We start from the raw sequence: 25841 nt of genomic DNA on the forward strand, positions 1-25841 counted from the left end.
TTGCGATATTAAGACGGGATGGGAGAATCAGCATGATGGACATGAACACGAACGTAAAAGCTTACGAGCAGGCGGCCGAGCTGCTCAAGGCGCTCGCCCACCCGATCCGCCTCTGCATCGTCAGAGGACTGATCGGCAAGGGCTCCTGCAATGTGTCGTATATGCAGGAATGCCTCGGGCTGCCGCAATCGACCGTTTCCCAGCATCTGCAGAAGCTTCGCGCCGCCGGCATCGTCGTGACGAGCCGCAGCGGCCTCGAGGTCCATTATTCGGTGCCGAATGCCAAAGTCCAGGCGCTTGTCCATATGATTACCGGGGAGGAAGAAGCTTGATGGCTAGAAAAATACTGATTGTCGGCGGAGTCGCAGGAGGCGCTTCGGCAGCCGCGCGGCTGCGCAGGCTCGACGAGGACGCCCACATCGTCATGTTTGAACGGGATGCCTACATTTCATTCGCCAACTGCGGCCTCCCTTATTATATCGGGAATTCCATCAAGGACCGCTCCAAGCTGCTCGTCCAGACGCCGGAAGCGATGACCCGGCGCTTCGGGCTCGATATCCGCACCGAGAGCGAAGTGATCGGCCTCAATGCGGACGCCAAGACCGTCACCGTAAGATCGGCTTCGAACGGGCTCTATGAGGAAAGCTACGACGCTCTGATTCTGTCGCCCGGCGCGAAGCCTCTGAAGCCGGATATTCCCGGCATCGGCAATCCGAAGGTGCACACCCTGCGCAATATTCCCGACATGGACCGCATCAAGGAACAGGTCGGCCGGGACGGCGTACGCGCGGCCCTTGTAGTCGGAGGAGGATACATCGGCGTGGAGATGGCGGAGAATCTGCGCGAGCTCGGCCTCGATGTCACGCTCATCCAGTCGGGAAGCCAGATTCTAGCTCCGTTCGATCCGGAGATGGCTTCCGCACTGGCCAAGGAAATGGAGCAGAACGGCGTCAAGCTGATCATGAACGATTCGGTTCGAGCTTTTGCGGATGCCGGAGAGCGGATCGAAGCCAGCCTTGCAGGCGGATGGAAGGTTGCCGCCGACATCGTCATTTGGGCCGCGGGCGTCGTTCCCGACACGAATTTCCTGAAGGACAGCGGTCTTGAGCTTGGAGAACGGGGCCATATCCGGGTGAACGAACGCCTCGAAACAAATCTGCAGGATGTGTTCGCGGTTGGAGATGCGGTCGAGGTCGTGGATTACGTCAGCGGACGGTCAGCCGCCATCCCGCTGGCCGGCCCTGCCAACAAGCAGGGAAGGATCGCCGCCGACAATGCCTGCGGACTCCGCAGCTCCTACAAGGGCACGCAAGGCACCTCGATCATCAAAGTGTTCGGCCTGACCGGGGCAGCTACCGGACTGAACGAGAAGATGCTGAAGCGGTTCGGCATTCCCTACCGGGTCACCGTCGTCCATCCGAGCTCCCATGCCGGCTATTATCCGGGCGCCTCGCCCATGACGCTCAAGCTTATCTTCAATGATGAAGGCCGCGTGCTGGGAGCCCAGGCCGTGGGAGCCGACGGCGTCGACAAGCGGATCGACTCCATCGCCGCTGTCATCCGGCTTCGCGGAAGCGTCGCGGATCTGACCGAGCTGGAGCTCGCCTACGCGCCCCCCTTCTCCTCCGCCAAGGATCCCGTCAACATGGCCGGATATACAGCCGAAAACATCCTGACCGGCAAAACGAATGTGTTCACGGCCGATGAGCTCGGTTCCCGCAGCGCCAGCGGAACGATGCTGATCGATGTCCGCACGGTATTGGAGCATGAAAACGGCCATATTCCGGGCTCGCTCCATATCCCTGTGGACGAGCTGCGCGAGCGCCTTGGTGAACTGGACCCGGCAAAGGAAATCTGGGTGTACTGCCAGGTTGGGCTGCGCGGTTATACCGCTTCGCGCATCCTGCTCCAGAAAGGCTTCTCCGTACGCAACCTGACAGGAGGGTATAAAAGCTACCAAATGGCACAATATAAACCGAATCCGCCCCGGCAGCCGCTCGTCATGATCCCGCCTGCCGGAGCCGAATCCGCTGCCGCTGCCGAAGCGGCTGCCGAACAGGCTCCGCTGCCGAAGGAAGTCGTCGCTCAAGTCCACGCCGAGCTCGATGCATGCGGCCTCAGCTGCCCCGGCCCGCTTATCGAGGTCAAGCAGAAGATCGATGCGATGCAGGAAGGACAAGTGCTTCGCGTCACCGCGACCGACCCGGGCTTCTACGAGGATATAAGCGCTTGGGCGACCATGTCCCGCAACGAGCTGCTGCGGCTTGAAAAGAAACCTCGCGGCGTCATCGAGGCTTATGTGCGCAAGCCTGCCGCCGCCGAAGCAGCGGCAGCCTCTCCCCGTTCGGGCGAGGCGCCCGAAGGCAGCTCCCTCATCGTCTTCAGCGGCGATCTGGACAAAGCGATTGCTTCGTTCATCATCGCCAACGGCGCCGCAGCCAGCGGCAAGAAAGTGACGATGTTCTTCACATTCTGGGGACTCAACGTCATCCGCCGTTCCGAGAAGGTGGCGGTAGAGAAGAGCTTCATCGGCAAGATGTTCGGCCTGATGATGCCGCGCGGCAGCCGCAAACTGGGCATGTCCAGGATGAATATGGGCGGCATGGGCGCCAAGATGATCCGCGGCGTCATGAAGGGCAGCAACATCTCCTCCCTCGAAGAGCTGATCCAGACCGCGATCGGGCAAGGCGTCGAGGTCGTCGCCTGCACGATGTCGATGGATGTCATGGGCATCAAGCGCGAGGAGCTGATCGACGGCGTCAAGCTCGGCGGCGTCGGCTATTACCTCGGCAAGGCCGATCAGTCCGGCATCAACCTGTTCATTTAACTTCATCCCCGTACCGGTTTGGACCGGACGGGGATTTTTTTGTCTATCTAATTAAAAAAAGACATTCCGGACCAGCGGGAGAAGCTCCGCGATTCGAAATGCCTTCATGCAGCCGGTTAGATGATCGATACGCCCGCGCTGGCAAAGCCGGTGACGGCTTGAACGAGGTCAAGTCCGGTGGCGGTGATCGTGTAAGCCAAGAGCAGGCGGGTGCCCGCAGGGACAGGTACCGCCAAACCCGTTGCGGAGCCGGTGCTTACCGAGCCTACAGCGACGATTCCCGTGAGCGCGGGAGCGAGATTGACAGCCGTTCCAGCCAGAGGAGAAAATACCGTGCTGCCTACCGGCGAGCTGTACAGCTGCGCGGTTACCGTGACGGTCGTGCCGACGAGAGTCAAGGCCAAGACGTTGCTGAAGGAGGCATAGATCGCGTTGATCGTACCTGCCCGCGGAACGACGAAGGCTTCGTCGAGCGTCGTTCCGAGAGCTCCGCCCGTCAGATCGATCGTTCCGCCGACAACGGCAACAGACGGAACTCCGGTACCGAATGCGACAAGTCCAGCAGTCCCGACCAGGCCGCCGACAACAGAACTCATGACAATCGGTATTCCCGAAGCGTACGGAATGATCGCTCCGCCGGCAGCCGCGCCCGTTGCGCCCGTTGCGCCCGTTGCTCCCGTTGCTCCAGTCGTTCCGGCTGCTCCTGTCGCTCCGACTGCGCCGGCCGCTCCTGCTGCGCCTGCTGCGCCGGTCGAGCCCGTTGCTCCCGTTGCGCCCCTTGCGCCGGCTGCTCCCGCGGGACCGATCGGACCGATCGGTCCCGGAATGCCTTGAGGACCTTGCGGTCCTTGCGGTCCTGGTGGCCCTGGCGGCCCTGGAAGTCTACCCATGAAAAATTACCCCCTCCTCTAAGCTATATCCATACAGTTGATTCAGACAAAGGAAAGATTTACCATCCCGCAATCATCTTATTCCGCTTTGGTCTAGGGAGTTACGGCTGACAGGCGCACATTTTTCCCGACGGCGCATCGCTGTCCAAGCACAACCGGCAGACAAGGCATACTCTAACAGGGACAGCCCATGACAACCCGAAGGAGGCTGCTGAAGAACGCCGATGAGCACGAAAAAACTGCTCGGCATCCTCGTGCCGAATGCAAAAACGGGAAGAGCGCTTCTCGCCCTCTACCGGCGCCATAATCCGACCGGACTGAAGCTGATCTGCTTCACCCTCTCCGATATCGACTGGAAGCGCAGGCGGGTGAGCGCCCTCCATCGCCGGAGGCGAAGATGGGCGCATTCGAAGTTCCCCCTCCCCCGCGTCATCTACAACCGCTGCTACGAGCCGGACCCTCTGCTGCTCAAACGGCTTGAGGCCGAGATCGGCGCCGGATTCCTCTTCAACAGCATCAACCGCCTCGACAAGATGGACGTCCACCGCATCCTGAGCCCCGCGCTTGCTCCCCACCTCCCGGACAGCGAGCCTCATGACGAAGCTTCGGCCGACAGACTTCTCGATCTTCACCGCATCCTCTACTTCAAGCCCATCCACGGAAGCAGGGGCATCGGCGTCTTCCGAGCCGAGCTGAAGGCTTCGGGCGAGATTCACCTCGGCAACCACTATCTCCTCCCCAGCCACATCTTCGAAGACCGTACCCGGTTTCATCATCAGCTCCGGGATCTACTCGGCTCCTCCCCCTGCATGGTTCAATCCGGAATTCCCGCCCTCACCTTGTTCGGCCAGTATTTCGACATTCGCGTGCTGGTTCAGAAAAACGGCAACGGCGAATGGACCGTCACCAGCGCCGTCAGCCGCATCGCCGCAAAAGGCTGCTTCAATACCAGCATCGCCGAACGCGTCGTCCTGACAGCCGACGTGCTGAAAACCGTGTTTCTGCCGGAACGGGCGAAGCCGCTCCTGGCTAAAATCAAGGCCATCGGAGCCGCCGCCGCAGAACGGCTGGACGAGGCCCATGAGAGAAGCTTCGGCGAATTGAGCGTCGATCTGGCGCTGGACCGCGCCGGGCATCCCTGGATCATCGAAGTGAACGGAATGCCGCAAAATAGCCTCTACTCTCCTTTCAAGCAGTCCAAGCGCGCCGCGTACGAATTTCCGCTTCTGTACGCCTCCCATCTTTTGACCCGGTCATCCTCTCCGGAAAGCGAATCCTCCATGGCTGAAACCTCGCATGAAATCACCGAAGCCATTCCGCTCCCCATCGCTCACTTGCAAAACGTTCCGATCGCCTTGTCGTGAAACGGCAAAAGCCGGCAGGCGCACCGATCATCGGCGCCGGCCGGCTTGAGCTGTATAGCGGAGAAGAACCGTTTGCGTCTAGAGCAGCTCGACGGAGACGGAGAGGATGGACAAGCTCCCTTTGCCGCCGTCCAGCCTGATTTCATTGCCGCTGCCCGGCATCAGCGTCACCGTAATGCCGGTGCGGCCGTCAAAGCTGCCGCCGCCGCCCGTGGACAGCGCATTCAGCAGCGAATAGTCGCTGCCGTTGACGGTCAGATTCACCTTGGCCAGGCGTTCGTCCGTCGCATAGCGGAGCTCGACGTACGCCCTGCCGCCGACGCCTCCGTCCACGCCGCCGAAGACGGCGAACGCCTCCGGAAGATGCATGCCGGCCAGCGCCTGCTCCCCGTGGCCGGCCGGCTCCAGCCAGGCTCCGCCGCCGGGAGCGCAGCCGCCAGCCGGGTAGACGGTGGCCGTGCCGGTCCGGCTTGCCCCGCCGCCTGCGGAACGCACGCCTTCCTTCGTCTGGACGACGGTCCGGATGGAGCCGTCCTTCTCGAAGTGGAGCTCGTCGATGCACATGCTCCGAAGATTCCCTTCTCCGGATATGGCCTGATTATGGTAGAACAAATACCATTGCCCCTTGAACTCCGCGACCGAGCCGTGGGTGGTGGAGCATCCGGTCGGCTCCAGGAAGATTCCACCGTACGTCCAGGGCCCGAGCGGATGGCGGCTCGTCGCATAGTGCATCCGGTTGTTGTCATGCAGATTGTCGGCATAGGTGAGGTAGTAGACTCCTTCCCGCTTGAACACCCAAGCGGCTTCATGAAAATCCTCCAGCCCTTCCATATCCGCCATGGCGCCCTGGATGGACATCATGTCCTCTCCCATCTCGCCGCCCTGGCACTTGCCGCCGCCGCCATAATACATATAGGAACGGCCGTCGTCGTCGGTGAACACGCAAGGATCGATCATGGCAAAGCCGCCGAGTCCCTCGATATATCCCCGGTCGACGAATCCCCGCGCCGGCTCGCTGCTCGTCGCCACCCCGATCTTCCACGTCTCGTTCCACCGGGAACCGCTTGGATGGGGGTAATAAAAATAATAGGTTCCATCCTTGCATGCGGCGTCCGGCGCCCACATGAAGCCGCCCTCCGGCCGTCCCCAGGAGACGTCCTCGGAGCGGAGAATTTCGCCCTCGTCGATCCAGTTCGCCATATCGTCCGATGAGAAGACATGGTAGCGGTCCATGAGATCGCAGCCTCGGGCCGGATCCATGTCATGGGAGGCATATACGTAGATTCTGCCGTCTCCCCATGCGTGGGCGGACGGATCCGCCGTATAGATGGAGGTGATAACGGGATTTCCCGCCGTTTTTTTTGCTGCGTCTTTGGGATGGCTCATGCCGAATCCTCCTCGATTTGCTGTTGTCCTTTCATGCCGCGGCGCATGCCATCATCTTACCGCGGTGCCGGACATGCTCGAAAGGAGGCATCCTTAAACTTTGCAGGGGTTCCTTGGCCGCTGTGCCGGGCTTCAAGCCGAAAAGCCGACTCACTCCCGCCTCTCTGTTCCCTCGGCGGCTTCATCCCCCGGTTCACCGGCAGGCAGAATAGGGTGGCGGATCGTAATCTTCGTCCCTCTGCCTTCCCCGGTGTCGATCCTGAGCTTGTAGTCGTTCCCGAAATACAGCTTCAGCCGTTCGTTGACGTTGCGCAGCCCGACGCCCGGCCGCTTGCCTTCCCCGCCGACCGCTCCGTCTTCCCCGTCGTCCAGCTGCCGCAGGACGGAGTCGGGGATGCCCCTGCCGTTGTCGGAGATCGCGATGACCATATCTCCCTCCTCGATATGCCCGGAGAGAAGCACCTTGCCCTTGTCGAAGTTGCCGCGGATGCTGTGCTGGATGGCATTCTCGACCAGCGGCTGCAGCAGCAGCCTCATGAACGGCAGGGCGAGCATCTCCTCGTCGAAGAAATAGACGACCCGCAGCGGCTGGCCGATGCGCGCCTGCTCGATCTGCACGAACGCCTTCACCTGCTCGACTTCGCGGCCGACCGTCGTCATGTCCTTGCCCTGGTTGAGGCTCAGCCTCAGCAGATTGCCGAGCGCCGACACCATCTCCCCGATGTCGCTGCGGCCGTGGTTCTCCGCCTTCCACCTTATGGACTCCAGCGTATTGTAGAGGAAATGCGGGTTGATCTGATGGCTGAGCACCTGAAACTCCAGCTCCTTCTTGTTGCGCTCGGCCCGGGTCGACTGCTCGATCAGCCCCTCGATCTTGCGCAGGATGCTGCTGAAGCCCCGGTACAGCCAGCCGATCTCATCCTGGCGCTTCTGATGCGGAATGGCGAGCTTGAAGTCGCCCTCCTCCAGCCTGCGCATGAGCCGCACGAGCTGGAAAACCGGCTGGGTGAAGGTCAAGGTGATGTAGGCGACGACGCCGACGGAGCAGACGAGGTAGGCGATGAGGAAAAAGACAAGCAGCCGGTTCAAGTCCTCCACCGGCTTGGTCAGGGCGCTCATCGGCGTCAGGCTGACGATCGTCCACGGCAGGCTCTCCATATTGACGAACGCAGCCAGATTCTCCTTGCCGTGCAGGGACAGCCGCAGCTCGCCTTCCGTATGGATGCTGCGCTGCTCTGCGAGCTTCGCCGACTCGAAGATCTGCCCGGTCGTCTCGTTGCGGGAGGAGTCGAAGAGCACCTCTCCGCCCTCGCCGATAACGAGAAACTTCTGCCCTTCCAGCTGCTTGGTCGGCGAGAAGAAGCGGCTCAGATGGCTGTCGGCCAAATCGGTGACGACCAGCCCGCGGGGGACGCGGTCATGCAGCCCGGTGAACGTCTTGACGTAGACGAGCAGCGGGCTGCCGCCCGGCCCCTCATGCAGCGACAGATGCCAGGTCGGCACCGAGCTTTCCCTCGCCCCCGCGAACCAGGCCTCTGCGCCGATGCCCGTCGATTCTCCCAGCGTTCTCATATAGGTCGGATAAGCCTGCAGCGGCAGCGGGTAGACGCGGAGCTGGAGGGCGTCGATCTGCTTTTTCTTCTGATAGACGAGATTCAGCATGTTGACCGCGAAGGCTTCCTCATCCTGCGCGCTGGCCGGCGGACGCTCCAGCAGCGTCTGCAGCGTCTTGTCGCCGATCAGGTCGTTGATCTGGTCGTTCAGCTGGCTCAGGTAAGCCTCCACGTTTTTCTGGGCCTGCTCCAGATACCCCATCGAGAACGTCTCGTTCGCCTTCTGGATGCCTTCGACCGACTTGGTGTACGCGTAGGAAGCGAAGAGGATGAACGGCACGATCGTGATGGCGAAGAAGATCAGGATCATCTTGTTGCGGAATGAGGAGCCCAGCTTCAGCGAAGCCTTAATCATCCAGAATTCCCCGCTGTCTCCGGTATTCCTTCGGCGTGATGCCCGTCTGCTTCTTGAACAGCTTGGTGAAATGCACCGGGTCCTTGTAGCCGACCTGGTAGGAAATCTGGTAGATTTTGAATTTCACGTCTCCGAGCATTTCCTTGGCCCTCGCCATCCGGATTTCCGTCAGCGCCTCAAGGAATGTCTTGCCCTTCTCCTTCTTGAACAGCTTGCTCAGCCAGACGGGCGTGACATGGACTTCCTCCGCCACCGCCTGCAGCGACAGATTGTCCCCGAACCTCGAGGCGATGATCTTCTCCGCTTCGTGGACGATCTGGCTCGTCGGCTCCGTCATCCGCCGAAAGTCGGCCGCCATCGAGAGCAGGACGGTCTCCGCATGCTCCTGCAGCGACAAGAGATTGTCGTAGAGCTCCAGCTGCTCCCACAGCGCGATGGGATCCTTCTCCCAGGTGCGGTCCGCCCAGCCCGCCGCGGAGGCGGCCCGGCAGATGCCCATCAGCCACTTGAACAGCTGCTGCTGGATATCCTTGAGGGTCGCCAGCTCCCAGCCCTTCACCATGTCGACGAAGCTGGCCATCGCTGCCGTGATGTCCTGATCGGAGCCGTACCGGACGAGATCGAGCGCGTCCGCGGGCTCGCGGATGGACAGCGGGCCTTCGTGCCGGCTCTCCTCGTCCATCGTCTCCGTGAACAGCCGGTTGCCGCCGTAAAGCGCCTTCTGCTCCAGCCACTCGCTGCATTCGACGTACTGGGCATGCAGATGGCTCCAGTCCTTCGGCACGCTCGTCAGGGCGATGCTCGCCTTCACCTTGACGAACTGGTTGATCCGCTGCAGGCAGACGCCCGCTACGGCGAGGCTCTGCTCCGGATGCCGCCCGTCCCGGCTGCCGAGGACGGCGATCCAGCGGTCGCCGGAATCGGTGAACAGCGTGAACTCGCCCGGGTATTCCTCCTGCAGCGTCTGGCTCATCACGTTGCCGATGCCGAACAGGATCAGCTCCTTCTCGGACGGAAAGCTTCGCTGGGAAGCGACGGCCTTGAGATCGTCGGGCTCCGCCATCAGGAGCATGAGCGGCGTCTTCTCGAGCCATCCCAGCTGAAGCGCCTTAAGCCGGTGCAGCACGCGCGTCTCCCGGTAAGGATCATAGTCGCTCTCCACGATTTCCCGCAGCAGCTCCTCGCGCAGCTTCGGCATCGCCAGCCGCATCTGGTCGTTCATCAGCTCGCGGCTCTGCTTGTCCATCCGCTTGCCGACGATGAGGTCGACCGCCCTGCGCACGATCCGCTCCAGCTCCTCCCTGTTGATCGGCTTCAGGATATAGTCCATCGCCGACAGCTGCATGCCCTGCTTGACGAGCTCGAAATCGTCGTAACCGCTGATCAGAACGGCCTGCCAGTCGTAGTCCGGCACTTCCCTGAGCGCGTCCAGAAGCTCCAGTCCCGACATCCGGTTCATCTTGATGTCCGTAATGATGAGATCCGGCCTCGCTTCGGCGGCCATCGTCAGCGCCTCGTCCCCGTCGTCCGCCACCAGCACGGTGCCGATGCCGAATTCCGACCAGGGAATCCTTCGGCGGAGGCCTTCGCGAATCTCGTATTCGTCATCCACGATCAATGCGCTGAGCATCCTATCATCCTCCAGACTTCGCACGCTGATTTGTTTTCGCGCCCAGATAGTCGTCGATCTGCCTCTGCACGTCGGCAATGACCTTGTCCAGGCCGTTCCTTTCCTGAAGCGCGATATAGGCTTCCACGGATGGGCCGACATCCTGGACCATGCCGTATTCGATCGCCTTCCCCTTATCCTCGTAGCTCTGATCGCGCGCGGCCAGCTTGGCGCCGATGCCCGCATCGCTGATGAACAGCCCTTCCACGGGCGACTTCACGTTCATCGGCTGCTCGGCGAAGCGCGTCTCCTCTTCCCAGAAGCCTGCCGGATACGTAGCGGTCGGGCGCATGAACGCCGGCTTCCAGAACGCCCATTGGCCGCCCCAGTCCATATAATTGCTCGTGGCGAACCCCATGTTGCCGGGATAGACCGCCGTGTCTCCCTCCAGCTCGTACGTCTTGCCCTCGATGCCGTAAATGACGAGATCATAGAGCGTCCGGTCCGTCTCCATCATGTCCAGGAAGCGGAGCACCCGGTCGGGATGCTCGGAGTTGCGGTTGATGGCGGCCACGTTCGCGATCGGAGAACGGTTGATATACCGCTTGCCGGGATACATCAGCGACATCTGCTGGCGGTACGAGCCGTCCGAGAAGCCCGGATCGGCGGCGTAGGCCCATTCGTGGGAAGTGATGGTGAACAGCATCTTCCCGTTCCTCCACTGGTCGGCGGCGCTCTCTTTGTCGATCGTCGCGTCGCGGTTGAGGATGTTGTCGTTGTACCATTTCCGGCTCATCTCCGCAGACTCCCGGTAAAACGGCTGCTCCTCGATCGCCCGCACCTTCACCTGCGGATCGCCGTAATAGAAGCCGAGGCCGTGGAAGCCGAGGTCGACCCACTCCTCCCGCATCATATAGAGAGGCAGCGGAGACGTCCGCGTGAACTTGGCGTCGGGATAGGCCGCCTTCAGCTCATGCAGGAGCTCATCGACGTCCTCGACCGTCTGGACGGAGCCCGGGCTGCGGCGGATGCCGGCCTTCTCGGCGAGATCGGAGCGCCAGCCGGCGTAGAAGCGCTGGTTCATCTTGATCGTCCAGGGCAGGGCGATCACCTCGCCCTTCACCGTCGTGGCGGACAGCGTGTCCAGATCCTTGTATTTTTCGTACAGGCGGGGAGCGTACTTCGGCAGCAGCTCGTTCAGGGGCAGGTAGGAACCGCGCGCCGCCATCTGCTGATAGGAGTTGTCCGAATCGAAGTTCAGATCCCAGCGGTCGCCGGCGGCTGCCATCACGAGCAGCTTGCCCGGCATTTCCGGCCAGGGGATGAAGTTGACGTTGAACTTCACGTTCAAGCCCTTGGACTTGACGTAGTCGCTAACCGCCGTCCACACTTCGTCGGTCGCGGCTTTTTTGTCGCCGCCGAAGTAGAACTTGAGCGTGACCTCCGGCTCGGATGCCGGAAGCTGCGGTTCCCGGGCAGCGTGGCCGTCCGTGCCGCGGGCCATATAGACGGACAGGCCGGCCACGATGAGGAGAACGCAGGCAGCCGCTGCGAGTTTGCCTAGCTTGGTCGCGAACATGCGCGCGGGCCCTCCCTTCGGAATGGAATATGAAAACAGGCGCCGAACGGCGCCTTATCGAGTATGCGCTTTCATTTCAGATCGCTTCCCGTTAATGATAGCTCCGCTTCGTCCTTCCGACAATGAGGCGATTGCAAACAATCCCGTCTGATCTTGGCGGATTCTCCAGATAAAGTTTAATAGACAAATTCGATCCCTTCCGCTCTTCATCAGGCAAGCGGGCTTTCGCGCTCCAATCTGTTAGCTGCCGCCGCGCAGAAAGGACTGTTCCCTGGAGCCCCGAGGCTCTGCGGAACAGTCCTTTTCTTTTTCTTCCCTTCAGCCCGAAGAGTCCATTCCCATCCTCGCCGCTACTTCAGCGCCGCCGCCAGCTCGGTTGTCTTCTTGTTCCAGGCCTCGGTCTCCGGAATAAGGTCGTTGATGTCGCGATCGCCGAACACGATGTCGTTGACGATGTTGTTGTAATTGTACTCGTTCCAGCCGGGGACGGTCAGGCCGGGCTGGATGTAGGCGTTCTTCTGCGCGATCTTGACCGCCTCGATGTTTTTGCCCTGCCAGATCGGAGCCTGGTCGTAATAAGCCGTCAGCTCGGGATCGACGACCGAAGCGTTCGCGCCCTGGTCGATCTTCCACTTCTGGGCTTCCTTGGTGAACTGGAAGCTGAGCCAGAGGAACGCCTCCTCCTTATGCTTGGAGCCGGACAGCAGCGCGAGCGGGCCGTAGATGGAGTAGCCCGGCTGGCTCACCTTGCCTTTAGGGAACGGCAGCACATCCCAGCTGAACGCCGCCTTCTCCTTGAGCGTCGGCAGCACCCAGTCGCCGCCGATCGCGAAGCCGGTCTTGCCGTTGATGAACTCCTTGGTCACGCCGCCGCTGGCCGCGGCCGCCGCCTCGCTCTGCATCGAGCCGTCCTTCGTCACGAACTCGCGCAGCCATTTGGCGTCGTTGATGACATCCGGGGTGCTGAGCAGGCTTTGCGTCAAATCCTTGTTCATGTACTGCAGATTGTCGGCATGGCCGTCCGCGATCGCCTTCGTGCTGAGCAGCCGCATCTGGATCTCGGGCTGGGTCGTTACGCCGTATTCGCCCGCATCCGGATCGGTGATCTGCTTGGCGACGTCGCGGAAGTCGTCGTACGTCCAGTCGTTGCCCGGCATGTCGACGCCGTGCTTGGCGAGCAGGTCCTTGTTCACGAGCACCCACATCGGCACGTCGACCATCGGGACGGCGAGCTTCTGGCCCTTGAACGTCATCGTGTCGAAAAATCCTTCCGGGAACTTGGCGTTTTTGAAAATGTCGCTCTTGTCGATGTACGGCGTCAGATCCTCGATCAGGCCGTTCTGCTGGAACGTGATGAGGTCGGAGTCGATCTCCGTGACATCCGCCGGCGTGCCCGCCGCTTCCTGAGCCGCGATGATCTCCATGATCGGCTGGGAGTTGACGGGAATCTGCTGGATCGTGATCCAGGGGTATTTCCGGTGGAACAGCTCGTAGAGCTCGTTGTAGGAATCCTTCCACGAAATGAACCTCAGCGTGACGGGATCATGCTTCTCTTCCGCGCCGCCTCCGCCGCCTGCCGCGTCCGTATCGGCCGCCGTGCTCGGAGCCGGGCTTCCGGAGGCAGGAGCGTTGTTCGCGCTGTTGCCGCTGCAGCCGGCCAGAACGAATGATAAGGCGAGCACCGTGCCGAGCACGGAATGAATCGTTTTTTTGCTGGTCATCTTGGATATCCTCCCCTGATAGGAACCGTAATTGAACGGATGGCTTGAACGCCGAGCAAGGCGAGCCGAATTCGGGCGGCCCCTGGGGCCGCTGTCGAACCCGGATTTCTTGAGTTCCCCTTGAAGAAGGGAGAAATCCGCGCGTCTGCGGCGGGCGCTCGGCGTTTTTCGGAAAACCGGCTTCGCGAGCAGGCGGGCAGTCTCGGGCTTGAGCTTGCCCGCAGCTCCGGCTTCATCAGCCATGCTCGGCCGCATAGAACGGAAACAGCACGTCCGCGCCGGACGAAAGCGCATCCCTCCCTTCAAGGCGCCTGCCCCGATTCATTCCACGATTCCCGTCCGCTCGATGCCGGCGACGAACCAGCGCTGCAGCACCATGAAGAGGATCAGCGGCGGCAGGATGATGAGGAAGGCGGCAGCCATCTTGGTGCCTTCCGTCACGGGATTCGTAATGAAATGCGTGTTGCCGAGCAAGGACGGGTTGAGCACGTCCTCCAGATTGTCGAGGCGGATCGACAGCGGCGTGAAGCCGTTCGCGAGAAACATGGACGGCTCGTAGTACATGTTCCAGTACCAGATGAACGAGAACAGGAACACGACGAGGCAGGCGGACTGGGCGAGCGGCAGCATGATGCGGAAGAACAGCCGGAACGAGGACGCCCCGTCGAGCTTCGCCGCCTCCTCCAGGCTGGCCGGCTGCGCGCGGAAGAACTGGCGGAAGATGAGGATGAACAGCGCCCCCTTGAGCCCCTGGCCGAACAGCGCCGGCACGAGGAACACGAACAGCGTGTTGAGCAGGCCGAGCTTGCTGAAGATGACATACAGCGGAATGATGATCACCTGCGGCGGGATGAGGAAGGTCAGGATGACGAGCGCCGTGATCAGCCCCTTGAACGGCAAGGCGAGCCTCGCCAGCGCGTACCCCGTCATGGCGCAGACGAGCACCTGGGCGAGCGAGCAGCTCAGGGCGATCAGCGCCGTATTCCGCAGCGCTACGGGGTATTGAAGCCCTTTGAACGCCTTGGACAGGTTCTCCCAGGTGACGGCTCGCGGTATCCATTTGACAGTCGGATCGAGCAGGTCGCTCATATCCTTGAGCATCGTGCTGACCATGTACAGCAGCGGCTGCAAATACAGGTACGCCACGATGGAGAGCAGCGCGTAGATGGCCAGCTTGGCCAGCAGGCCGTCCGACAGGGTGCGCCCGAGCACGATCATCTTGGCTTTCTGGACGCGCCGCCCCCAAAGCAGCCCTTTTGCCTGCTTGCCCGCCTTTTGCAGCCATATGCTGGCGCTCATGCCCTTCCCCTCCTCTTGCTCATGCTGCGGCTGAACAGTCCCGTCACGATGGCGATCAGCGCGAATATAAAGGCGAAATAAATCCAGGCCAGCGCGCTCGCGTAGCCGTATCCCGTGTCCACCTTGAACATGTTGTCCCGGATATGCTTCAGCACCGGGTTCAGCGGAAATGTGAACAGGTCGATGATCGTATACAGCATGTTGAGGCTGACGAACGGCATGCTGGCCGGCAGCGTGATCTTCCAGAAGCTGTCCCACGGAGAGGCGCCGTCGATGCGGACCGCCTCGTAGATGGACGGGGAGACCGTCTGGAAGCCGGCGATGAAGATGAGGATCTGGACGCCCGAGTACCACAGGATGAGCACGATGCGCCCGAGCACCTCCATGACCGTCTTGGCCAGCTCCCCGCCGACATACTGGCGCACCAGCGGCTCCAGATTGTACTGGTCGAGGAACGGGATGTCCCCCGCCCCTTGGGAGAACAGCTCCGAGAGCACCTGGCCCGTCGCGAAGATGACCGGCAGGAAGAACAGCGCCCGATAGACGAACCGGCCGGGGAACTTCTGGTTGAGCAGCAGCGAGATGAGCAGTGCGAAGATGACGATGACGGGAACCATCAGCAGCATCTGCTGGAAGTACGTGATGAGCTCGATCGGAAATACATTGTCCTTCAGGAACGCGTCCCGATAGTTCTGCAGGCCGATCCAGTCGTACTTGAAGCCGCCCGGCACGACGGCGACTTTGTGCAGCGACATGAACATCGACCAGCCGACCGGCACCGCGACGAAGGCGGAGAAACCGATCATCCAGGGAAGCATGAACAGCATGCCGATCCCGTACCGCTTGGCGTGATGCTCCATCGCTTTTCGTCTGTATGGCGCAGGGCGGCTCATGCTCCGCCTCCTTTCTCGACCGAGAAGCTTCCTGCCGCGTAATCGACGATCACCCGGGTCCCGTCCTCGTAAGTCGTCGCGTACCGGTCGGCCGACAGCTTCTCATGGGCCGTTATCCTCCGGGCGAACAAGCCCGCGAGCGAATCGAACTGTCCGTATTCCTCGACGATGCGGCCTTCCCACTTGTCGAAGCGGCTGCTGTACAGGAAATTGGAGGCCGACTCCTTGAGCTTGCGCGAGTCGTCATGGGTCACCATGAAGGACGGCATAGCGCCGTATTCGATCGCCCGCAGGAATTCCTTCCGCTCGTCGTCGCGCAGATTGCCTTCCCCGAACGTATAGGGCACATACCCGTGCAGCACCATCGGATAGAACGGTACGGTCTCGTCGATCAGGAAATCGTAGCTCGATTCCGAAGGCAGCGAGCTGATGTAGTCCGCCTGGCTCAGCGTATAGGCGTTGCCGCGGAATACGCCCGCCGAGCCGAGCTCCTTGCGGGTGTACGACAGCAAGCCGGCGTACACCCTGCTCGTATATCCCCGGGACAAAATGCCGGAGGGCTCATAGTCGTTGAACGTCGTATCGCCGAGTCCGCTGTACAGAATGCCGGATACGCCCAGCTTCTTGAGCCGGTCCACGGCCGCCGCCGCGCTCGCGGCGGTGAAGGACGGCTTCGCCATGAACCAGCCCTCGTCGATGAAGGCCGTCCCGTCGATCGCGCGCACGGCGCCGCTCTTGCCGGATGCCGAGGAATGGCCGTCTACCCAGAGGAAGTCCTCGTAGAAGCTGACGTCCGTTCCGGCTGCCTTCATCTCGCCGATGAACGCCTTGGCGGCGGATTCTCCTCCCAGCGAGGATTCGATCGGGAACCGTTTCTCCATGTCGTAGTCGCCCATGTTCTGCCAGCCGTAAAAGGCCACCTTGGAAGCGGCGACGCCTTTGCTCCGGAGGCTCCGCATCATCTCTCCCGCCTGGGCGAACGTCGTGGCGGCAACGTAGCGCACCCTTCCGAACGCTTTCTCGTAGTTGCCTCCCATGATTTTGAGATACAGAGGCACATGCTCGGCGGGCTGCAGCGGCTTGCCCAGCGATCCCGCTGCGATCAGATAGTCGCGGTACGATTCCGCCATGCCGGAATAATCCGCCTTCTGCCCGCTCAGGAAGCGGTACTCCACCTCCCGGTCGAAGTCGAGCCGCTGCTTCTGGACGGCCTTCGTCGGCGCGGCCAGCCGGCTCATCCGGTACAGATATTCCTCCCGGTACATCTGGCTGGAGTAGACGTTGTAGAGAGAGGACTTGATGCCCGGCGGCATCGCCGCGATCTGCGCCGCTCCCTCGCCTTTGGCCAGCACCGCCACGAAGGCCTGATCTCCCTTCTTGAGCCCGAACACGGGGTAGGCGATGTCCTCCCTCATCCCGGCGTCGCGCGTCCAATTGGCGGAGTTGGTCAATTCGGCTCCGTACACTTCATGCAGATAACCCTTGGAGATGCCGGCACGCGGAGCATTGAAGCGGATCAGCCCGCCGGGACCGTCCGGCACGAACAGATACCCGTCGTCCGAAGCGGCGGCGGCGCCGAAATACGGCAGCAGATCAAGCGAGAAGGCGGCATAATCGCCGTCTTCGACGATGCCCGCCGCGGGAACGGAGACCTTCAGCCCCGCCTCCGTCAGGGAGTAGCGGATCGTCACGCCGAGCTTTTTGTCCGGAAAGGAATAGCTGGCCTGGATTCCATCCCCGTCCTTCACGATAGTGGTCCTGACGCCGGGACTGAGGCTGTTGACCGATTCCCGGATCGTCTGGTCCGCCCCCTTGCTTCGGACGTAGGTCAGCACGAACGCCGACTGCAGGTTGGAGAGCAGCAGGCCCTTGACCTTCTCCTTGGCGAGCTCCTCCCTGGTCGGGCTGCTCGTCCAGCGGTAGCCCGATCTGCGGTCAAGCACGGCGATGCCGCCGTTGTCCGGACGGACATACAGCCCGTAGGCGTCCGTCTGGGCAGCAAGCGCGTAGCCGTCCGCTTCCGGGACCGGCTGCCAAAGCTCGCCCTGCGCCACGGCGGCAGATGCCGGCGGCGCCGCGTCGATGCCGAGGCGGGCGAGCGTCTCGGCCGCCGTCGGTCCTTCCCGTCCCAGCAGCACCGCCAGGATGGCGACGGCGGCGAGGAAGACGGCAGCGGCGAGCAGCTTCGTTCGAAGAGAGATTCGATTCAGAAAGTTACGGATGGAAGTTCACCTCTTTATACAGCTCTTGGAAGAAGTCCAGCAGGTTGTAGGACAAGCCGAAGATGATGAAGCCGAACAGCCAGATCGTGCCGATCGCGAACACCGTCACCGCCGAATTCTTGATCGTCTCCACGAAGTCGAAGTTGTGGATGACCTGGGTCATGACGATGAACAGGACGCCCAGCCAGATCGCCGTCACCGTCGTCAGGGAAGCGACCAGCACCTTCTCGTCCAGCGTCACGATATTGGAGAGGATGAGGATCGGGATGGACAGGAACAGATAAGGCGCCAGCGCGTACGTGCTGCCCTGGACCACTTCCCGGAACCGGCCCTCCCCGTCCCTCACGCTGCAGACGAGGTAATTGGCGATGATCCAGGTGGCCCACGGAAGGATGAACAAGCCAAGCTCGCTCGGCAGATTGACGTCGGCCAGATCGACCGGATGGAACAGGAAGCCGGTCCAGTAGATCCGGGCCAGCTTCACCGCGAGGACGGCGGCCAGCAGCGTCAGCGTGATCCACGCCGGAATCCGGGTTTCCTTGAGCCGGTAGAAGCCTTCGTACGGATGGATCATGACAGAGCCGAAATGGCGCAGATGTCCGAGCGGACGGCTCCACTTCTCCGGCAGCGGATGCCGCCGCAGCAGGCGCTTGATCCCCTTTCTCCCGCAGCGGAGCAGGAGAAGGAGGGCGGCGATGCCGGCGAAGAGCAGGACAAAGCGGTTCTGCAGCCAGTCGAGCCGGATCTGCCAGAACGCCTTGGAATACCCGTCCGTGTCGAACGCCGTCCGCATGAACGAGAGCGCGCGCCTGTTGTCCCCTTCATGCAGGTACACCTTGCCGAGACCCTGGAAGGTCGCGTTGAACATATCGTTGCGGGCGTAGACCGCGTCCCAGTAGGGCTTGCTCTCCTCGTACCTGCCGTCGGCGTAGAGCGCCATCGCCTTCAGCGCCTCCCGGCCGAACTCGGTGCGGACGAACTTATGCACCGTCTTGGTCGCGCTGTCCGCCACCCAGACCGCATGCTCCGAATCGACGCCGATGGCGGTCGGGTAGCCGACAATGCCGTACTGCTGCGTTTCCTTGTCCACGGCTCCGAAGGCGAACAGCGCTTCCGCGCTGCGGTCGTACAAGGTGATGAAGCCGGAATCCGTATCGACGTCGTAGAGAAAGCCTTCGTCGTCGAGAGCCGCATCCACGATGCCGTTTCCGTTCACGAGCGTTTTGTTCTTGAAGGCGTCCACCCCGCCCGCGTTGAGCTTGCGGACCGCCCCCTTGCCCTCTCCCCCCGCCGTCGCGGTATAGATGAAGCCGTCCCCGTCGATCGCGACGTTGGCGATCGGCTTGGGCAGCGCCGCCTTCTCCTTGGACAGCTGCTCCTTGTTCAGGATCAGCTTCTTGAGCCAATTCAGCATCGACGTATCGGCTTTGTTCGCTCCGAAATACCCCATGAACTCGCCGTCCGGACTCAGCCGGACGAGGCCCTGATAGGAGGAGTTCAGCGCGATGTACATGACGCCGCGCCGGTCGACGGCGAGCTTCACCGGAACGAAATGCTCCGTCCCGAGCAGCGGCGAGTCCGGCTTCTTGTATTCCCTGCGGAACTTGCCGTCCGTACCGAATACGGCGATCCGCTGGTTGCCGGAATCCGCGACGTAGACGCTGCCGTCCGGCGCCGCGAACACCCCCTCCGGCGAGCTGAGGCTGCCGGGTCCCTCCTCCTCGCCGATCCGGCGGTCGAGGGAGCCGTCCTTGCGCAGCACGACGATCCGGTCCAGCTTCTTGTCGGCCACGTAAATGCTGCCGTCCGGCCCCGCCTGCAGATCCGCGGGCTCCTGGAAGTCCGCGTTGTATGCGCCCGCCGGCGTATAGATCGGCTGGATGCGGAACCAGTCCGACTGGTTGCTGTCGTAATAGAACGTTCGATACGGAAGCCCGGCGGAAGCGGGCTCCGGCGCGGCGATCCAGGCCAGCGCCGCGACGAGCAGTAGAGCGATCCATTTCTTCATTGTCCGACTTCCTTTGCTGATGGAATCACTTGATCCCGGAATGGACCATGCTTTCGAGCACCTTGCGCTGGAACAGCAGGAATATGATCAGGTTCGGGATGAAGATGAGCAGTCCGGCCGCAGCGGCCATGTTCTGGCCCGCGACGTTGTTCTGCAGGCCGCTGAGCAGGCTGTTGACGTAGAACGCCAACGTGCGCATCGCTTCCTTCTGCATGAACAGGGTCGACGTCTCGACGTCGCCCCATACCGTCTGGAACGTCAGGATCGAGATCGTCGCGATGGCGGGAGCCGACAGCGGCAGCACGATGCGGGCAAAGATGCCGACATGGCCCGCTCCGTCGATCTTGGCCGCCTCGATGAGATCGTTCGGAATCTGCGAGACGAAGCCGACGAGCATGAACACGGCGACGGGCGAGGCGAGCGACGGCAGCACATGGCCGAAATACGTGTTGTTCAGGCCGATGCCGCTGACCATCAGATACCTCGGGATGGAGACTGTCTCCGGCGCGAACATGAGCGACAGGGTGATCATCGAGAGAATGAGCGCCTTGAAGTGGAACCGGTACTTGGCCAGCACATAAGCGGCCATCGTGCTGACGATGATGACGCTCGCCAGCGTCAGGCCGAGCACGACGATGCTGTTGAACAGATAGCGCGTGAACGGAACGGTCGCGTTCGAGGCGTGCAGGAACAGCGACTCGAAGTTGCGCAGCGTCGGATGCAGGACGAAGAAGCGCGGCGGGAACAGGAACAGCTCGTTCTGCGGCTTGAACGCATGGCTGAAGATGAAGATGATCGGCAGCGACATGAACGCCGCGAGCGCGGTGAAGCCGCCGATCAGGACGGCCTGGAAAGGCGATGCCGAGCGGATTCTTCGGAGTCTGGCGATCATGGCTCACAGCTCCTCCTTCGAGTTGAACAGGCGATAGGCGAATCTCATGACGAAGTAGCTGAGCAGCAGCAGGATGACCGACAGCGCCGAGGCGTAGCCGAGCTCGAAGCGGATGAAGGCGTAGTCGTCGATATGGTTGATGATGAGATGCCCCGCGTACTGCGGCGTCACCGCCATGCCCGTCAGCTGCGTCGAGATGCTGCCCGCCTTGAGCGTGGACACGATCGTCATGACGGCGCTGAACAGCATCTGCGGCTTCATCGACGGGACGGTGATGTAGAACACCTCCTGCAGCCGGCTGGAGATGCCGTCGATGCGGCCGGCCTCGTACAGCTCCCGGTTGACCGTCTGCAGGCCGGCGAGCATCGCGAGGAAGCCGACGCTGAAGCTCATCCAGAGCGAGACGAGGATCATGATCTTCATGAGCGACTTCGGATCCTGGAGCCAGACGATCGGCCCGTCGATCCAGCCCATCGACAGCAGGAAGTTGTTGACGTAGCCGACGCGGTCCCCGCTGAAGGCGGCGATCCAGACGACGGACAGCGCCACGGCCCCCGCCATCGACGGAGCATAGAAGACGAGCGTGTAGTAGTCGCGCACCTTGAGCGGCAGCTGGTGGATCAGCCAGGCGAACAGGAACGACAGGACGTACCCGCCCGGACCGACGATGAGCGCGAACAGAAACGTATTGGGCAGCGCCTTGGTCAGGAAGACGATATCCTGCGTGAACAGCGCGATGTAGTTGTCGAAGCCGATGAAATGCAGCTTGCCGAAGCCGTCGTAGGACGTGAAGCCGAGCGTCGCCGCCATGGCGACGGGAACGACGATGAAGACGAGGAAGCAGATCAGGAACGGAGCGAGGAACACATAACAGAAGGCGTCCCTGCGCAGGTCGCTTGCGAAGCGCCTCAGCTTCGGCAGCGCCGGCGAGGGCTTGCGTCCGCTGCCGATGGCGATTGCGGGAGTCGGCTCGGTGCCGGTATTCATTTGTCCGTCCCTCCCCAGTCGTAAGGCTTGCCGATCTGCGGCACGCCGAGGCTGCCGCCCGCGATGCCGAAGTCCTTCTGCCTGCGGTTCATTTCCCGCTGCAGCGAGAGCTGCGCCTGCTCCAGCGATTCCTTGGCCGGGATGCCGTCGAATACCGTCCGGTTCCAGGCGAACTCCATCTCCCGTCCCAGGAAGTAGTAGCCGGGCACGTTCGGCATGTTTTTCGCCCAGCGGGACTGCTCGCGGATCGCCATGAGGTCGGCGCCCGGCCAGCTGAGCGATTTCATCGCCTCGACGTTCGCGGTGTTCCACCGGTATTCCAAGCCGTAGAACGATTCCATGTCGCTCGCGTACTGCGCCTGCACCTCGTCCGAGGTCCACCACTTCAGGAATTCCCAGGCGGCGTCCTTCCGGCCGCTCTTCTTCATGATCATCGCCGTCGACAGCCCTTGCGGCGACCAGCGGGCGACCTCCCCGTCCGCTTGCCGGATGCCCGGCAGCGGAGCGGTCGCCCAGTGGCCGGTAATCTCCGGCGCGGCGACGAGCAGCTGCACGTAGGTGTTGAAGTCGGCGATGCCGATCGGGATGTCCCCGTCGCGGAAATGCTGGAAGAACGCCGGAATATCGATCGGCAGGTTGTACTTCGTGAACATTTCCGTCCACTGCTTGAACGCCTGCTGTCCCTGCGGGCTGCCGAGATTGGCCTTGAGGCCGTCGGCCGAATAAGGATCCGCCCCGTTCTCCAGGAAAAAGGTCGCGAAGTCGCCCTTGGGCACGTTCATCGTCATGCCGTTCTCCTGCAGCGTCGGCAGCATGTCGAACACATCCTCCCAGGTGTCGGGAGCCTTCAGCCCGAGACGGTCCAGAATGTCCGTGCGGTAGAAGAGCAGCTGGAAGTTCTGCACCTCCGGCAGGCCGTAAGTGCCGCCGTCATAGCTGAGCGCCCGGGCCGCTCCCGGGATGAACCGCTTCATGACGTCGCCGAAGCCGGGATATCCGGACAGGTCCTGGGCCGCATTCCGCATCGCGTAGTCGGCCGGCGTCGCTTCCCCGAGCCCGAGCGCGACATCCGGCACCTCGCCGGCCGCGTTGCCGAGGATGAGCATGTTCGGGTTCGGCATCAGGTTGATGTTCACCGCGATGCCTGTCTTCGGAGTGAAGTCCTGATCGACCATCTCGCGGAGCAGATCGACGTAGTCGCGTCCCCGCTGCACCCAGATCGTCAGCGCTCCTTGCTCGGTCTTGCCGCCCAGCTCGTAATCCATCGTGAACGAGCGTCCGAAGTCGCCGAGCGCATACGGCACGCGGGAGAGCACCGAGGCGGTCTTCAGGCCGGGATCGCTGTCCGGCGTGCGCAGGACGAAGTAATCGAGCATGAGCGGCTGCTGGGTCAGCGTCGACATCCAGGTCCCGATGCTGGCCTGGATCGTGGAGAAGTCGTTGACCTTGCTCGGAATTTCGTCCACATCGTCCAGCATGGCCTGCAGCATGCTGACGGAGGACTTGATCGCCTGAGACAGGTCGGAATCGCGGCCGTTCAGGCCGTTCACATAGTCGCGGATGACGTTCAGCCTGGCGACGATCGCCTGCACCTTCGCTCCGGCGTCGGGATCGTATTTCTTCATCTCCCAGGTGCGCTGGGAGTCGATGTTAGCATCCGAGGCGTTTTTGCTGTAGTTGCCCGTAATCAGCCGGATATGCCGGTCGAAGTCCGAAATCTGGCCGAGCGTCTCCTTGAGCGCGAGCGACACCGGCTGGAGAGGCGACGAATCCGCCGTCATCGTGATTTTGTGCCCGCCTTTCTTCAAGTAGATCCGGTAGGGATTGCCCTCGCCGTCCGCCGCCGGGGCGATCTCGAATTCCTTGTGGTAGCCGAGCCCGTAATGCAGCCATTCGCGGAACGGAACCTCGCCGTCGATCTGGATCGTGCGGTAGGCCTTGAAGCCGGCGCGGTAGTTCTGGAAGTTCTTCAGATCCAGGACGTACCAGCCGTCCTCCGGAACCTCCGTCCTCCATTCCACCCATTCTCCCGGCAGCCGCCAGCGGTTGCCCCCGAGCACGTTGTAGGTGAGATGCCCTTTGGGATCGGGCGATATGTTCGGCTCGGCCCAGTGGTCCGTCTGGATGGAGATGCTCGACTTGCGGTCGAACGCCTCGGCTTCCGTGATTTCGTACCACGCCGGCTGATTCCCGGCCTGATCCGCCGGCTGCGAGGAGACATACTCCTCGTAGGCGGGAAGGACGCGCTGCGGCTCGAAGGAAAGCTTCTTAAGCGCGACCGGCTCCCGCTCTCCGACCAGCCTCAGCGTGTGGCCGCCCTGCTCCAGCCGGTACAGCAGCGGCCTGGACGAGGCCGAGAAGTCGCTCGCCGCCTTGACGGACCATTCCGATATCTCCGTCTGCCGGGGGCGCACCTGCATGCCGAGCTCGTTGCGTTCATACGGGTACTTGGCATCCTTCCACAGCCGCTGCAGCTCGATCGTCTCCGACTCGGCGAACGGGTAGGCGCCGTCGAGCTGCACGCCCCGGATGACGGATGTGCGGCCGCCGGGCAGCGGCTTGTAGTCCAGATGCAGCTCGTACCAGCCTGCGCGCGGAGCTTCGAACGACCATTCCACCCAGCCGGAGTCGCTGTTCCAGCTCAGCGCGGGACCGTCGGGACCATCCGTCTCCGCCAGCTTCGCCTCCGGAGCCGATTCCGTGTACTGGAGCGGATCGATCGAGATGGTCGGCGAGGAGGCCGCTTCCGCCTCCGCCTCGGGATGCTGGAGCATCAGCCTGGCATAGGGAAGCTTCCCTTCGGCATCGGGCTGCGGAGAATTCCCCAGCAGCTGCGAGGCGCTGACCGTCTGGGAGAACGTCGCCGCTTCCTTGCCGGAAGACCACCAGATGATACCGCTTGCAACAGCGGCGATGAGCAGCAGCCTCAGGCCGAGCTTGCCCGCCCGGAGTAGAGGCTGCCGGCTTCGTTTCGGGAGGAAGGATCTTTGGCCGCTTCCCGTCATGCCTGCTCTCTCCTCAGCGATACTCCGCTGCTCTCGTCGAACAGGTGAATCTTGTCCATCTGGAAGCCGAAGGCAGCCTGCTCCTCGGGTTGGTATGCGCTTTCAGGATCGGTCCGGGCTATGACTCTCGTGTCGCCGGCCAGCAAATACACATAGGAATCGGCTCCGGTTTCCTCCTTCATCTGCACGACGGCGGCCGTGTAGCCGCTGTCCTCCCCTTCCGGAAGCGCGGCGCTCAGGCGTACATGCTCCGGCCGGACGCCGAGCACGACGCTGCGCAGCGACCGGTCGGTGCCGCCGAGGCGTCGCTCCATCTCCACGGGCAGCGGCAGCTTCATCCGGCGGTTGGCGAAGTAGAGGGTCCCGTCCTCCCGCTGGATCCTGCCGGGGATAAAGTTCATTTGAGGAGAGCCGATGAAGCCCGCCACGAACAGATTGGCCGGCTCGTCGTACAGCTTGCGCGGCGGGGCGACCTGCTGGATGACGCCGTCCTTCATGACGACGATCCGGGTGCCCATCGTCATCGCTTCGACCTGGTCGTGGGTGACGTAGACCGTCGTCCGCTTGAGGTCGCTCTGGAGCTTGATGAGCTCGGCGCGGGTCTGCGCCCGCAGCTTGGCGTCGAGGTTGGACAGCGGCTCGTCCATGAGGAATACCTGCGGCTCCCTGGCGATGGCTCGGCCGAGGGCGACGCGCTGCTTCTGGCCGCCGGACAGCTGGCTCGGCTTGCGCTCCAGCAGATGCGAGATTTCGAGAATCTTGGCCACGCGGTTCACGCGCAGCCCGATTTCATGCTTGGCGGTCTTGCGCAGCTTGAGGCCGAGCGCGATATTTTCGAACACGGACAGGTTGGGGTAAAGGGCGTAGTTCTGGAACACCATGGCGATGTCCCGGTCCTTGGGGGAGACGTAATTGATGAACTTGCCGTCCATGTACAGCTCGCCGCTGCTGATCTCCTCGAGACCGGCCAGCATGCGCAGCGTCGTGGACTTGCCGCAGCCGGACGGCCCGACGAGCACGAGGAACTCGCCCTCCTCGATGGACAGATGAAAATCGTCCACGGCGGGGCGGGCTTCGCCTTTATAGCGTTTGAAGACATGATTGAACGTGATGCTTCCCACTGTTCTCACCTCGCGCTAGACTCTTCTGGATTGCTCTAGAGTCCATGTTAGCGCAAGGCGGGAATGGAAA

At 62.1% G+C, this 25841-nt stretch carries 17 protein-coding genes; 3 read left to right on the forward strand and 14 right to left on the reverse strand.

Annotated features, from left to right (window positions below):
• Nucleotides 1-41 precede the first annotated feature (41 nt).
• Nucleotides 42-332, forward strand: a complete 291-nt coding sequence (locus tag VE23_RS08300; RefSeq protein ID WP_049869666.1) for an ArsR/SmtB family transcription factor — start codon at nt 42-44, stop codon at nt 330-332.
• Nucleotides 332-2827: a DsrE/DsrF/DrsH-like family protein gene (locus tag VE23_RS08305; protein ID WP_049867738.1), complete on the forward strand. Its 2496-nt coding sequence runs from the start codon at nt 332-334 to the stop codon at nt 2825-2827. Before VE23_RS08300 ends, VE23_RS08305 begins: the two co-directional genes overlap by 1 nt.
• A gap of 116 nt (nt 2828-2943) precedes the next feature.
• On the opposite strand, the gene VE23_RS08310 is transcribed toward VE23_RS08305, so the two are convergent.
• Nucleotides 2944-3717 (reverse strand): exosporium glycoprotein BclB-related protein, encoded by a 774-nt coding sequence (locus tag VE23_RS08310; RefSeq protein ID WP_049867739.1) that lies wholly within the window; start codon nt 3715-3717, stop codon nt 2944-2946.
• Nucleotides 3718-3941: 224 nt separating this feature from the next.
• On the opposite strand from VE23_RS08310, the gene VE23_RS08315 reads away from it, so the two are divergent.
• Nucleotides 3942-5081 (forward strand): YheC/YheD family protein, encoded by a 1140-nt coding sequence (locus VE23_RS08315; protein WP_049867740.1) that lies wholly within the window; start codon nt 3942-3944, stop codon nt 5079-5081.
• Between the two features lie 78 nt (nt 5082-5159).
• On the opposite strand, the gene VE23_RS08320 is transcribed toward VE23_RS08315, so the two are convergent.
• The 13 genes from VE23_RS08320 to VE23_RS08380 form a co-directional block, all read right to left on the reverse strand.
• Complete coding sequence (locus VE23_RS08320; protein ID WP_069202443.1) at nt 5160-6467, reverse strand: family 43 glycosylhydrolase; 1308 nt, start codon at nt 6465-6467, stop codon at nt 5160-5162.
• A 150-nt stretch (nt 6468-6617) separates the two neighbouring features.
• Nucleotides 6618-8435, reverse strand: a complete 1818-nt coding sequence (locus VE23_RS08325; RefSeq protein WP_049867741.1) for a cache domain-containing sensor histidine kinase — start codon at nt 8433-8435, stop codon at nt 6618-6620.
• Nucleotides 8428-10065, reverse strand: a complete 1638-nt coding sequence (locus tag VE23_RS08330; protein ID WP_049867742.1) for a response regulator transcription factor — start codon at nt 10063-10065, stop codon at nt 8428-8430. Before VE23_RS08330 ends, VE23_RS08325 begins: the two co-directional genes overlap by 8 nt.
• A 4-nt stretch (nt 10066-10069) precedes the next feature.
• Complete coding sequence (locus VE23_RS08335; protein WP_049867743.1) at nt 10070-11623, reverse strand: extracellular solute-binding protein; 1554 nt, start codon at nt 11621-11623, stop codon at nt 10070-10072.
• A 350-nt stretch (nt 11624-11973) separates the two neighbouring features.
• Nucleotides 11974-13344 (reverse strand): ABC transporter substrate-binding protein, encoded by a 1371-nt coding sequence (locus VE23_RS08340; protein ID WP_198156146.1) that lies wholly within the window; start codon nt 13342-13344, stop codon nt 11974-11976.
• A 321-nt stretch (nt 13345-13665) separates the two neighbouring features.
• On the reverse strand, nt 13666-14643 hold the full coding sequence (locus VE23_RS08345; RefSeq protein WP_049867745.1) for a carbohydrate ABC transporter permease: 978 nt from the start codon (nt 14641-14643) through the stop codon (nt 13666-13668).
• Nucleotides 14640-15536 (reverse strand): carbohydrate ABC transporter permease, encoded by an 897-nt coding sequence (locus VE23_RS08350; protein ID WP_021882131.1) that lies wholly within the window; start codon nt 15534-15536, stop codon nt 14640-14642. Before VE23_RS08350 ends, VE23_RS08345 begins: the two co-directional genes overlap by 4 nt.
• Entirely contained in the window at nt 15533-17674 is a 2142-nt protein-coding gene (locus tag VE23_RS08355) for a DUF5696 domain-containing protein (RefSeq protein WP_049867746.1), read from the reverse strand. Before VE23_RS08355 ends, VE23_RS08350 begins: the two co-directional genes overlap by 4 nt.
• Nucleotides 17675-17750: 76 nt before the next feature.
• Nucleotides 17751-19766 (reverse strand): YIP1 family protein, encoded by a 2016-nt coding sequence (locus tag VE23_RS08360; protein ID WP_049867747.1) that lies wholly within the window; start codon nt 19764-19766, stop codon nt 17751-17753.
• A gap of 25 nt (nt 19767-19791) precedes the next feature.
• Nucleotides 19792-20658 carry a carbohydrate ABC transporter permease gene (locus VE23_RS08365; RefSeq protein WP_021881982.1) on the reverse strand — a complete coding sequence of 289 codons (867 nt, stop codon included), beginning with the start codon at nt 20656-20658 and terminating at the stop codon, nt 19792-19794.
• Nucleotides 20659-20661: 3 nt separating this feature from the next.
• Entirely contained in the window at nt 20662-21645 is a 984-nt protein-coding gene (locus VE23_RS08370; protein WP_083436357.1) for a carbohydrate ABC transporter permease, read from the reverse strand.
• Nucleotides 21642-24650, reverse strand: a complete 3009-nt coding sequence (locus VE23_RS08375; RefSeq protein WP_049867748.1) for an extracellular solute-binding protein — start codon at nt 24648-24650, stop codon at nt 21642-21644. Before VE23_RS08375 ends, VE23_RS08370 begins: the two co-directional genes overlap by 4 nt.
• The gene (locus VE23_RS08380; RefSeq protein ID WP_049867749.1) at nt 24647-25771 is read right to left on the reverse strand and encodes an ABC transporter ATP-binding protein; all 1125 of its coding nucleotides are present in this window, start codon (nt 25769-25771) and stop codon (nt 24647-24649) included. The genes VE23_RS08375 and VE23_RS08380 overlap by 4 nt, the downstream gene beginning before the upstream one ends.
• Nucleotides 25772-25841 lie beyond the last annotated feature (70 nt).

This window comes from Paenibacillus sp. D9 (assembly GCF_001188365.1).
Taxonomy (GTDB): Bacteria; Bacillota; Bacilli; order Paenibacillales; family Paenibacillaceae; genus Paenibacillus_O; species Paenibacillus_O humicus.

Bases quoted from the DNA above. Each gene is read 5' to 3' on its own strand.
- VE23_RS08320 (WP_069202443.1), bottom strand. From the start codon at position 6,467: ATGAGCCATCCCAAAGACGCAGCAAAAAAAACGGCGGGAAATCCCGTT.
- VE23_RS08375 (WP_049867748.1), bottom strand. From the start codon at position 24,650: ATGACGGGAAGCGGCCAAAGATCCTTCCTCCCGAAACGAAGCCGGCAG.
- VE23_RS08365 (WP_021881982.1), bottom strand. From the start codon at position 20,658: ATGATCGCCAGACTCCGAAGAATCCGCTCGGCATCGCCTTTCCAGGCC.
- VE23_RS08305 (WP_049867738.1), top strand. From the start codon at position 332: ATGGCTAGAAAAATACTGATTGTCGGCGGAGTCGCAGGAGGCGCTTCG.
- VE23_RS08300 (WP_049869666.1), top strand. From the start codon at position 42: ATGAACACGAACGTAAAAGCTTACGAGCAGGCGGCCGAGCTGCTCAAG.
- VE23_RS08315 (WP_049867740.1), top strand. From the start codon at position 3,942: ATGAGCACGAAAAAACTGCTCGGCATCCTCGTGCCGAATGCAAAAACG.
- VE23_RS08350 (WP_021882131.1), bottom strand. From the start codon at position 15,536: ATGAGCCGCCCTGCGCCATACAGACGAAAAGCGATGGAGCATCACGCC.
- VE23_RS08345 (WP_049867745.1), bottom strand. From the start codon at position 14,643: ATGAGCGCCAGCATATGGCTGCAAAAGGCGGGCAAGCAGGCAAAAGGG.
- VE23_RS08370 (WP_083436357.1), bottom strand. From the start codon at position 21,645: ATGAATACCGGCACCGAGCCGACTCCCGCAATCGCCATCGGCAGCGGA.
- VE23_RS08340 (WP_198156146.1), bottom strand. From the start codon at position 13,344: ATGACCAGCAAAAAAACGATTCATTCCGTGCTCGGCACGGTGCTCGCC.
- VE23_RS08330 (WP_049867742.1), bottom strand. From the start codon at position 10,065: ATGCTCAGCGCATTGATCGTGGATGACGAATACGAGATTCGCGAAGGC.
- VE23_RS08325 (WP_049867741.1), bottom strand. From the start codon at position 8,435: ATGATTAAGGCTTCGCTGAAGCTGGGCTCCTCATTCCGCAACAAGATG.
- VE23_RS08360 (WP_049867747.1), bottom strand. From the start codon at position 19,766: ATGAAGAAATGGATCGCTCTACTGCTCGTCGCGGCGCTGGCCTGGATC.
- VE23_RS08335 (WP_049867743.1), bottom strand. From the start codon at position 11,623: ATGTTCGCGACCAAGCTAGGCAAACTCGCAGCGGCTGCCTGCGTTCTC.
- VE23_RS08310 (WP_049867739.1), bottom strand. From the start codon at position 3,717: ATGGGTAGACTTCCAGGGCCGCCAGGGCCACCAGGACCGCAAGGACCG.